Annotated in this window: 7 protein-coding genes; all 7 read right to left on the bottom strand. The window is 40.6% G+C overall.

The window, feature by feature from the left end:
- Window positions 1-510: 510 nt before the first annotated feature.
- The 7 genes from QL982_RS09350 to QL982_RS09320 all read right to left on the bottom strand — a co-directional run bounded on the left by QL982_RS09350 (window position 511) and on the right by QL982_RS09320 (window position 10875).
- Window positions 511-1674, bottom strand: coding sequence for a hypothetical protein (locus QL982_RS09350; protein WP_290166072.1), 1164 nt, complete (start codon window positions 1672-1674; stop codon window positions 511-513).
- 88 nt (window positions 1675-1762) lie between these two features.
- Window positions 1763-3136, bottom strand: coding sequence for a hypothetical protein (locus QL982_RS09345; protein ID WP_290190287.1), 1374 nt, complete (start codon window positions 3134-3136; stop codon window positions 1763-1765).
- Between the two features lie 220 nt (window positions 3137-3356).
- Window positions 3357-4406, bottom strand: coding sequence for a DUF2931 family protein (locus tag QL982_RS09340; RefSeq protein WP_290165468.1), 1050 nt, complete (start codon window positions 4404-4406; stop codon window positions 3357-3359).
- 190 nt (window positions 4407-4596) lie between these two features.
- Complete coding sequence (locus tag QL982_RS09335) at window positions 4597-5031, bottom strand: hypothetical protein (RefSeq protein ID WP_290165470.1); 435 nt, start codon at window positions 5029-5031, stop codon at window positions 4597-4599.
- A gap of 17 nt (window positions 5032-5048) precedes the next feature.
- Complete coding sequence (locus QL982_RS09330) at window positions 5049-6815, bottom strand: DUF2235 domain-containing protein (RefSeq protein ID WP_290165472.1); 1767 nt, start codon at window positions 6813-6815, stop codon at window positions 5049-5051.
- Window positions 6815-9703, bottom strand: a complete 2889-nt coding sequence (locus tag QL982_RS09325; protein WP_290190286.1) for a contractile injection system protein, VgrG/Pvc8 family — start codon at window positions 9701-9703, stop codon at window positions 6815-6817. Before QL982_RS09325 ends, QL982_RS09330 begins: the two co-directional genes overlap by 1 nt.
- Before the next feature lie 185 nt (window positions 9704-9888).
- Entirely contained in the window at window positions 9889-10875 is a 987-nt protein-coding gene (locus QL982_RS09320) for a hypothetical protein (protein WP_290190285.1), read from the bottom strand.

The raw sequence follows: 10875 nt of genomic DNA, 5'->3' as shown, positions 1-10875 counted from the left end.
GTGTAAATCTGTAGAACTAAGTTCTTTAGATAATGTTTCATTTAAAGGAGCCGAAGTTTTTGTTTCACTTGTATCTACACTACAGGAGCAAAGTGTGACCATTACAAATATTAAGCTATATTTAAACATATTATTCTCTAATTATTTTTACGCGCTTTTCATCGAAGATTGAATGCAAATGGCTGTCATGATAGTCTGCTAGACAGCATGGGCGAGGAAATGTATCAATACATGAACTTCGACCGTATGTCAGAGCACACTGAAGAATAGGACAAGATTAATGTGGCTCAGTTGACCTAATCTTGAGTACATAAGCTTTTAAAATTGAAAGCCTTACACTTAAAACAAGAAAACCCCGTGTCATCATGATACGGGGTTTTTTGTTGGGTGTGGGTAGGTATAAGCCATATTCGTTTGCTATGAGTGATATATTTCAAAATTTTCACAAAATTTATTTTAATCACATGTTTTAGTATTCATAATGTTTTTATCGTGAGTTAAGCATAGTCTTTAGTAGACACTACAAATACTACTATCATCTAAATTATTGGATACGGATATACTCGTAATAGTATAAGGATCCGTGTCTGTAATAGCATCAGGATATCTGTCTGAAACATTAAAAGTCAATGTATTACCTTGAGCATTGGGTCGGGTCGTATAATATCTATTTGTCATATAATAGCTTTCATCACCCATATTACTTGTATATTCGTGATACTCAACTTCTGGATGGGTACTCAAGAGTTTAGAGATGTTATCATTTACCTTAAAGCCTTTACTGGTTTGGTAGCTAGAATCGAAAAACTCAACTGAGATTAGAGTGTCACGCAAAAACAGCAATTGAAAGTCTGAGTTGCTGCTATCCATAGAGCACTCATTGATAGTGTGCTTTAAATTTAAAGACATACCTGATTTAGATTCTATTTCTTCGATAGTAGTATGTAGAGTAAAGTTTTCGGTGCCATTAGCAGTGATGATTTTATTACTATCGAGTGTCATTCTATCAGAAGAGTCAACACCTTCCATTACTTCAAGATCGCCAAGACGTAACCAGCCTATTTTTGAGTCGTTTAAATAATAAGTTTTTATCCAGTTGTCTTTAGTAGATGTTACTTTAATCTCATCACCTGCTATGAAATAGGATGAAGTCTTACTGTTAAGGTCTGGTTGTTTATAGATAAAAGCTTTATCTGCACTAACTATATAAGTTGAATAATTAGTGCTTGGCAGAGTGTCACATTCTAATCCAAAATTGAATGAATATGATGTGGTTTGACCTTTTGCGTCTATCAATTCTAAATTTCTAATGAAATTTTGAGACATTAAAGTTGCCGTGTATCCGCGATCATTCTGATATATACGAGTGAATTCATGAGGGCGACCTTGACCTGTTTCTATCTCATCGATACTTTCTAATGTGAAAGTACTGTAGCCATTTATTTTTAATTCCCCAAGGTTTTGAGGGTAGTAGATATTTATTGATTTTCCATCACCCATTATACACGCTTGCGTAGTCGTATCTGAGGCTTGAGAGTGGTTTGATGGTCTTTTACTTTGAACATTAGTCGAAGACGGTGCTATCTCTGAATTTGAGGAACTGACAGAGCTTTCGCAGCCTAAAGTTAAGAATAACGTAGATATAACTATGATCAAGGTTTTATCAAGATTCATAACTTATTGATCCTTTTTTTAGCCCAATCTACTGCGTTTTTAATTTATAGGTAATAGTATAGACATACATTCTAAAAAACACTAAAGATCAGTCCGCTACTGGGTTTAGATCACGCTTATCAATCCAGCCGAATTTAGTACCATTTTTATAAGAGACTTTCACCCAGTCCTCATTTTGATCAAAAGCTTCAATCAAATCATCTTTAATATAATAGTTCGGTTTCGACCGTGATTCGAATTTTTCATCAAGAATTTCTGCTTGATCTGTTTTGATAACGTACTTGGTCGGAGGTGGAGGACACAAATTTTGAAATTGGTTCTCAGAATAAGTAGCGGATTTTGCGTACTCAAATTCAGATAAGGCAACATTGTTGTTTTCTATACAGTAATAATCCTCTCCTGTAATAAGCGTGCCCTCTGAAATATATTTTTCTATTCTCCAATCTTTATTCTTTTGTGAAAAATAAAAATACTGATTAGAGCGTCCACGTGGAGAATAAATAATTTTTAATATGAATCCAGAGTGATTTGCAGAAGGATAAATATCATATAAGAACCAGCCAACTTCATCTGTAAAATTTGTGGTTTCTAAACTAAGCCGATATAACCCGTCTGTATTTTTCAGATAGACGATTAAGTCATCACCTTGATATGTATTATTACTCTCATCATTGATAGAGGATATAACTTTATCGTCAATGCCATCTGCATTAACATCAAAAGTGAAGATCTTATGTGTGTTTTCGTCATACTTTGCTTCGATATCTGTAAACGAAAGTGATTTAGGTTTTTCCTTTATGTACTCCCCATCAATCAGATAGGTACTGGTGCTACAATTTTTACCTGTATTATCTGTAACTTTAATGGCATTAGCATCGCCTTTGGTGTTTACAGTTATCGATTCAATATCTCCACAATCCCACTCAGCTACTTCAAACTCATAAGTGTGTAAAAATCCACTATCATCGAACAAAATAGCGTTGTATGACAGGTATTCTTCTGTTGTCGCAGGTAATATCACAATTTGCCTATCAGCATCATTAGCGAAAACACTAATTCTCTTTAATGCGCTTTGCAAATCTACTTCATACGTATAATTAAAGAGCCCATAAGTATAATTAAAGAGCCCATCAAGCCCTTTGCTGACAACGCTACCATCCATCATTAAGGTTATATCAGACTCATCATCACCAAATAAGTTGATAGAGATGGCAGTCTTATCATGTTTAATGTCAACTTTGTCCTGACCCTCATCATAGGTTATTAACGAATTTATTTTATTAAAGATAAGCGGGTTGCTATTATCTTCTAAGAGAGGGTTATTTTCAATATTTGTTGCGACTGTATTGTCATTTTTAATATCCGTTTTATTGATAGCATCATCGTTGGTATTAGTATCACCGTAGTTATTTGTGCATGATGCTAATAAAAAAATGGAAAAGAGAGTGGCTATAATTTTCACTGTAGATGCCTTGTATTTAAGATATATTACGTGTGCCTGATTTTTGCTGTATCTTGTTATGAATATCTCAAAATGTACATGAGGTGCACACGTTCCTTTACTTGGTATCATGACAATAGGTGAAATGGAAATAATTCATACTAAAAAAGCACTTCTCAATAGCAAGAAGTGCTTTTTTGCATTCAACAATCATTCAATAGCATCATTAAGTAGTAAAATATTATTTATCAGAATCAAACCACTTCAATATTCCAACATTAGTTTCTTTAGTGAAAAATTGAGTAATAGTGAGGTATTGTTTTATGTAGCCGTCAGTTAGATAAGCGCGGATTTTATTGGCTTCGTCTTCAATGACCAGTGTTATTGCTGTTGATAACTGATTTGAGCTAAAGAAATCTTTAAACTCTTGATATATGACAAGATCATCATCTGGCTGTTCTGCTTTGCCTTGTTTTTGTTCGGTGAATTTGATGGTAAGGCTATAAAATATGCCTGATTTCTTATACTCTAAACGCAGCCATGCCGGTACATACTCTTGCGGGATACCCCCATTTTTTTGTATCTCTTCTTTAGTGTAGAATTGCGAATTACCGTTTATCGACCATATTTTGCAGGCCTCCATCTCTATCTGAGTCGTTAGATACCAATTAAATTTGTCTGAATAATTCTTCCAGCGTGTCAGCGGAAATGTGTCCTCTTTGACCATGGCTTTGATATTGTCAGGTAGCTTTTTATAAGAGTCATCCATAAACTCAGCCTCAGGATACGTCTCTGGTGCAAAGTGATGGGTAAGCGCGAAGAAATCCCATGACATTTGTATTTCTCGCGCTTGAAAATTAGCGATTTCAGTCACACTTATACCTCCTAGACGCAGGCTAATATAGCCACCAGGAGCTAGTGCGAAATCAATCGTCGTATATTGAGCTGTTTTTGATCGATCATAAAGCTCAACCTCAAAGCGCTTTGCAAACTCAGCAAGCATTAGATCTCTAGGTAGTGTGATTCTGGCTTGATAGTACTTTTTTTCAGTGGTGGAGAGCCAAGTGAGCTGTACACCTAAGGGAAGCTTCACTAGAGCAGGTGGTGAACCGCCTGATGCCAATACGCCTGTACTACGCCAACCACCACCAATATCTGCCGAAAATCCTAGACCCTGTCCGGCCTCTTCGGTGTAATACCAAAAACACTCCCCCGAAATAAGCCACACACGGAAGTGACGAGGCGCGAAGATATGGGTAGACCATTTAACAGGGATTTCGTTGTCAAACACGGGGCTATCCTCTAAAGTGTTGGTTGGTAAATATGCCGACTATGATAGTGCTAATACTCTTCATAATGTAATGTAGCTCCTGTTAATTAACCTTGAATGACGTCGCGAAATTTTTTCTTATTGGTCGTAGAGATAACAACAGGCATTGAACGATTAAGAAAGTATTTAAAGCAGCATTCATCAAGATAGACTACTTATTAGTATAATCTACAGGAATAACGTTACTGCCTTGACAGTTGAACATGGTGTACCGAACCATTTCACCATCTTCATATCTGGGGAAATCATTGTTGAGCTTGAACTGCGTAATGCCACCCGGCTGTTTGGCGATGAGGTTGCCTTGACAGTCCGTGACTTTGCTAGGTAAGTAGGCTTTGCCGTCTTTACAGACAAAGTCAGTGGTCCCTTTTGGTAGGTTATTAGTTTTCCAAAAAGTATCAGCTGCTGACACAGTATTAGAGTTCGTGAGTATGAAGTTTCCTTGACAGTCTCCCACTAGTCCCTGATCGTCTGATAGATATTCTCCTCCTCCTGATAAATAACTACTATTCCAGTTTTGAAGATTGCCGCAGGCGGTGAGAGAGAGTAGGCAAAAACCTGCTAAAATAGTATTGATCATTTTCATAATGTGACTCCTGTTGATTAACCTTGAATGACGTAGCGGAAAAATATATTTTCCCTATTGTCGATATTAGGGACACTCACATACACAGGGCCGCTGATGCTACTACTAACATGTAGATAGCGATTTTTGATAGTCAAGTCGCTAAAGTGCAATCGATGAGGGTTGCCATCGGTTTTGTACATGTTTTTATTCACATAATCTTTTTTACCGTCTAATGCCAGCGCTTGCGATTGTAACTCTTTAAAGGCAGAGGATAGCCCTGCTGGCACTGCATACATTTTTAGCTTATTAGGAAGGTAAAAATCGGCACAGTATTTTTTGATAAAAGTTAGCATCAAATGCGCAGGTATCTTTGGGTAGTCTGGAGAGACTTGTGTTCTATTGGTGATGAGTTGGTTTTTATCGCCCGTACAGCGGATAAATAGCTCTGCTTCTTTCCCTGTTGCTTTCCCTGGTTCTGCCACTGGTTTTAGTCCAGCAGCTTCATGCTCTGCTTGTTTTCTTTTGACTTTACAGGTACCAATCTCACAGGTTCTCCCTAAGCATTGATATTCTGCCTTGCCTGTGTTGTCCGCCCAGCCCTCTGCTTTTAGCGATTGTAATATAATATCGAAGTCCGCATACTTTTGTGCGCTAAAGGACTGACTCTGATATTCAAGAACTTTTGGGGTAAAGACTTTCCAAAAGCTACTCATCTCAATGTCTCTGTTAGGATCAGGCTCAATGTCTCTATAACGAGCAGGTTCTCTTCTTCTTTCTCTAGGGGAGCCAAACTGAGGCAGTCTATGACGGCCTTTGGTTAGGACGACTTGCTCTTTATCATCCTGACCTTCGATATACCATTTTTTAGTGAAACTATCGAATTTACCTAAAGTACTTAAGCCATCACCGATATCGGTATGGCAACCAGGGATGATGAACTCTAGTCCGACACCAGCTCGTACGGACTGCCCGATACTGGTCAGATTGAATTTTTGGCGGTACTCGTCACCAGCGACGATATGCACGACTTTAGTTCCATCTACTTCTTTAAAATTTAGCTCTTGGCCGTCATCTTCCACATCGTTATCATGGTTGGTGCCGATAGAAGACACCGTATCAAATAAACCCACAAAGTCAAAGACTACATCATATTTTGTTAGATCGACGAACTTCTTAACTTCTGGAGTGCTTCTCTCTGTAAAGATACGTTTACAGAACATACGAGCAGTTGCCGAACCACGGCTAAAGCCATAGACATTGAATACCAGCTGTTTGGGATTATTGCCCTTACCAACATAAGACGCTAAAGCCGTCTTTACATGTTCTAACATATTCTCAAGCTTGGTCTTAGCACCAGTATCTCCCATTCCTAACCCTGAACCTATGCCGTCATCAGCATGATATTCCCATCCTGGTACGGGAGCTGATGCATCGTTTGATTCTGTTCTGGTTTCGATACCTGAGCCGTCGGTATATAGGTTGATAACGTGTGGTCTATCGCTATCGGCCGCTCTATGTAACTGATCCACTACGCTTGGCGCTCGGGCAAAGCTAAGTGAAGAGCCAACTGGCCAAGGTTGCGGGTTATACCTTTCATCCATTCTATCTTTTAGCTTTTTTACCTGCTTTGGCGCAATTTCGTTGTATAGGTCTGAGTTTTCTTTACTATTCCATGTACCATCAAAGAAAATATTAAATGTCAGGTTAGCGATGGTAAGATCTACAGATGAGTTCTCTTCTGGATTGGTTAGATCGTCTTCGCCGTTTATTGGTTCGTCTTTTTGAGTACTATAGCCCCTCATTATTTATCATCCTCATAACTACTACCACGCCTATCTGGATATACCTTTAGCTTGACTTTGCTAGCGCCGCTAAAGATACGATCCGTCTGACCTTTTTCGTCTGTGCGACCATAGAATACCTTACCAAGATCATCAACGATCTTATATCGGAAGCCTTGAACAGGATCGCCATTTTGATCACGAATGACAAACATCTCATCATGAGGATCTTGATAATCAAGTATGCCGTGTTTTGCCAAAGCCCCCGCAACCATTTCTTTCTTCACCGCCTTAATCTTAATTGTCCCCGGACACACCAGCTTAATACCACTGTCATCGATGGTAATCGAAGCCCCACCTGACGTTTGCAGCTTAATCCGCTTCGGACTCGACACATTGACCTGTCCTGACTCACTACCAATTGTCATCGACTGCTGACTGTGCAATTGTAACTCACCACCTTGTGCCTGTATCGCCACAGGTTTGCTATTGGCACTGATATGTAGTCCTGACTGACCAGCTTGACCACCGACGCCTGAGAGTGAGTCAATCGTATTTGCCGTCAGCGTATAATTGCCTGCGACCACATCCGACTGAGTAGCGCCTGATTGCCGTATGATTGTTTTCGCCGTCCACAGCGTATTGCTGCTTGATGCGAGGATACTATCTTTGCTAACCAGTAGCACATCTGCTGCACCAAGTACTTCGGTGTTTAGCGTCTCATCGATGATTTGCGCTGTACTCTTAAACCCTTCTATCGACGCTCGAGCATTACTGAGTGCCTCGGTCGATTGCAGATGTGCGTGCTTAGCCTCTGCTAACGTCTCACTCAGATCAGTGCCCAACTTAAGCTGCTGCTGTCCTGCATCATTGACCCACGCAGACTCATGTTCTGACTGACTGTGTCTGATATCAAAGGTAGAGAGTAGAACCCCAGTATCCCCACTAATCTGTAGCCCATGATCGGTAGCGACATTGATGCCTTGACCACTATCACCTGATTGATGATTGCTAAAGCGATGGCGTAGTGTACCCAATGCGACGATATGTTCATCAGGAGCAAAGGTGGCGCTAGAAGTGATGGTTGGTGTCTCGGCATTGGCGCGCGTGCCATTATTCACCGTCCACTGTAGACCGACCTTGTTTGGCGTGTCATCAAAGCTCATCGACACTTCAGACTCAGACGTCAGTCCGTATTGCGCAATACCAGAGACCCAGCCACTATGAGTATCATCCTCACTAATTTGCGAGTGACCCAAGCCACCGCCATGCCATCTGGGGGAGGCACCGCCTTGTAAGTTGTATCGATTAGATAACCCAGCGTCGCGGGTGGTGATGTCTTTTTCGTCCACATCACCCATACCGATACCGTCAAAGAGCGCACGGCTGATCACTGGGCTGTCAATATCGCCATACCAGTGGTTAAGGAGTACGGACTGGCCGATGCGCGGGGCGAACTGCCAGCCATGCGTCGCCCCTGATGACAACTGCAATGCACGCAGTGGTGGAGTCGTGCCATCATCATGAGGACTGATACCTGACCAGACGGGTGTAGTGATGGCTTGTTGTAAGTTGTCCGCAGTGATACTAGAGGCATAACTAGGAGAAGGCGAGCTACTCGTATCTCCCGTACGCGCTTGCGTCAGGCCGTGATAGGTACTACTGGAAAAAGACAACGCGCTGGGATAAGGACGATAAGGGATGGTAGCATCAAGTAGCGTAGCTGATACCCACACACCAGTATCACGAGCGATATCAAAACTATGATCGGGCATTGAGCGATAGACGGTGTTTGTGGCACGGCGTTGTATGAGCTGCGCGGTCTGCTGTAACCACTGTTTGATAAAGGCCTGATGATGATAAGACACGCTATCGCTGTCAGGTTCAATACCGATCAATGTCACTGCGATGCAGTGCGTCGATAAGTGGCCAATGGAGGGTAGGTTGTTGATGCTCACTGGGCTACCAACACTTAGACCACGCATGGCGCCAGTCGCTTGATAGGTCTCACGTTGACAGCGATTGGCCGCGATCCATTGCTCAGCAATCTTAGTCGCCGCATCATCGCTATACACACGTGATGGTGCGGCAATAAGCACCGTCATGTCCTCTGTCGCAAGTGCAGACTCATCAATGGCTTGACCTTCATAGATAGTATCAGCCGCCAAACCATCTGCCCGTACCATGACACTATGGCTACCCAGCTGCTGCGTAGTCATTTGTAATGCATTCACGCTGTCTTGACCGGACTGTACGGAGGACTGGGCATAGCTATAGGTTAGAGGCAGTCGCTCATTTTCATCGAAACCACTGACCAACCACCACGTCCCCAAATCATCTACCGAATCCCCTGATACCCACAAAGTAGAGACACCAATATCAGCGAGCAAACCCATGACAAACTCATAATCACTGACATCCGACTGCGTGCGTATAGCTAAGGGCAGAGATAAGCGCTCTGAGGAGGCACTGTCCGATGACAAAAGAGACTCAGATGGTTGCCACTTTATATCATAGTCACCAAGGATAGCGGTCACGATATCGAGGGTAGATTGATTGATAAAACTGCGAGTATGTATCGACTGCGTCAATTGCCAATCAGGGCTCACGACATCCAGTGCATAAAAATGCATCGCGCCATCAGACTGCTGATAACTAACACTGCGTATGAGGCCAGTGCGACAAGTAGGCGTGCGATTAGAGGATAGCGTGGTCAAGCAGATAGGCGTACCGACCAATGATAAACAAGCGTCCGAGTCCAAAAAGTTGTAACTGAACACTAGTATGTCAATACTGTCGGTTTGGTTGATACAACTGACACCAGAAAATGCAATAGGATAAAAGGCGTCATCTGTTAGGATATCGGTATGAACGGTAATATTATGTAGACGACTGGTCTGAGAAGGCATAAGAGGGGTACCGTTACTGCTTATTTTATACCAAGAAAATGGCTCGAATTGGATTGTTGAAATTTTATAGCTATTCTGTTTCTATTAACTATAATTTTATCAAAGTATTCAAACTTATATTTGTCGTTCTCACTTTCTCTGGATTTCCAATGATTTTTTAAGAGGGCTGATTGACTCATTCATTATTAATAAAACTCCTTTTCAAAAAGATCAAGCTCACGTTTAGTATCTCTAATTTCTATATAGCGAGTTTGACAATGCTTAATATCAACTTGTGAGTTTTGAAGCTTTTGTCTCAGTACAGGTAAAGCGAATTCGAGCTCCTTTGGAATTCTAGTAGATTGCGGTAGCTCATGTACTGTTAGGTAGGGTAGAACGTCTTTATCGTAATAGCGCAGCCAAGAACATGCCTCTAAAGAATCAAACTGATATGGATCAAATGCTAAAATTTGCAGGTACTGGCTAATCATATCTACGTTAGCTAAGTTATTGTTTGGAACATCATTCATAAAATAATTTTTCCGTGAGAATAAATACATCAGAAGAAACTCTTTGGTTCTCTGGATTCTTACTTTATCAGCATTTTTCATACGTTTTGGCGATAACTGACTGTAATTATTTTCTTTGACATAATCTGTGAAAAAATACTCTATATAGTCGAGTTTTACCATATTGGCATTGTATTTAAATGCTTTATCTAAACAAGTATCACGAATTTTATTTATCTCTTGCTTTTTTATTTTTAAAATATTTTTAAAAAACTCATCAGAGTTTCCTTTACTCCAGTTGTAAACATCAGCACAAGCATGAGGCTGTCCAAGTTTAGCAAGCTCGAAAATGGTTTGATAACCTTTTGTTTCTATTATAGGTTCGTTATGATGCCACGTTTCATAGGTTGCTAGGGCATATTGAGCATTAATCTCATTTGGGTCTTGAGCTCGCTGTGTTAGATACTCAATGTCTTCTAGATTTATATCATATACGTAATTAAAGTCATCTCCTGCCAAACCCATTGCCTCGTTATGATTTAAACGTCTGTCGGTAGGTAAGTTGCTCGCGTAATTGTCTACAGATTTCATAGCTTCCTCATTATTAAAGTGAGTTTCCTGACTACAGCAAGTGAGTGTTGAGAGTGATACAATTATTGAGAGCGCAATTAAAAATGCAGGCAT

The sequence above is a fragment of the Psychrobacter sp. 5A.1 genome (assembly GCF_030407455.1).
Lineage (GTDB): Bacteria > Pseudomonadota > Gammaproteobacteria > Pseudomonadales > Moraxellaceae > Psychrobacter.
The sequence above is the reverse complement of the archived record's forward strand: the minus strand, read 5'-3'. Positions and strand labels throughout refer to the sequence as shown.

Coding starts and splice junctions, on each gene's coding strand:
- QL982_RS09320 (WP_290190285.1), bottom strand. CDS start 10,875: ATGCCTGCATTTTTAATTGCGCTCTCAATAATTGTATCACTCTCAACA.
- QL982_RS09350 (WP_290166072.1), bottom strand. CDS start 1,674: ATGAATCTTGATAAAACCTTGATCATAGTTATATCTACGTTATTCTTA.
- QL982_RS09330 (WP_290165472.1), bottom strand. CDS start 6,815: ATGAGGGGCTATAGTACTCAAAAAGACGAACCAATAAACGGCGAAGAC.
- QL982_RS09335 (WP_290165470.1), bottom strand. CDS start 5,031: ATGAAAATGATCAATACTATTTTAGCAGGTTTTTGCCTACTCTCTCTC.
- QL982_RS09325 (WP_290190286.1), bottom strand. CDS start 9,703: ATGCCTTCTCAGACCAGTCGTCTACATAATATTACCGTTCATACCGAT.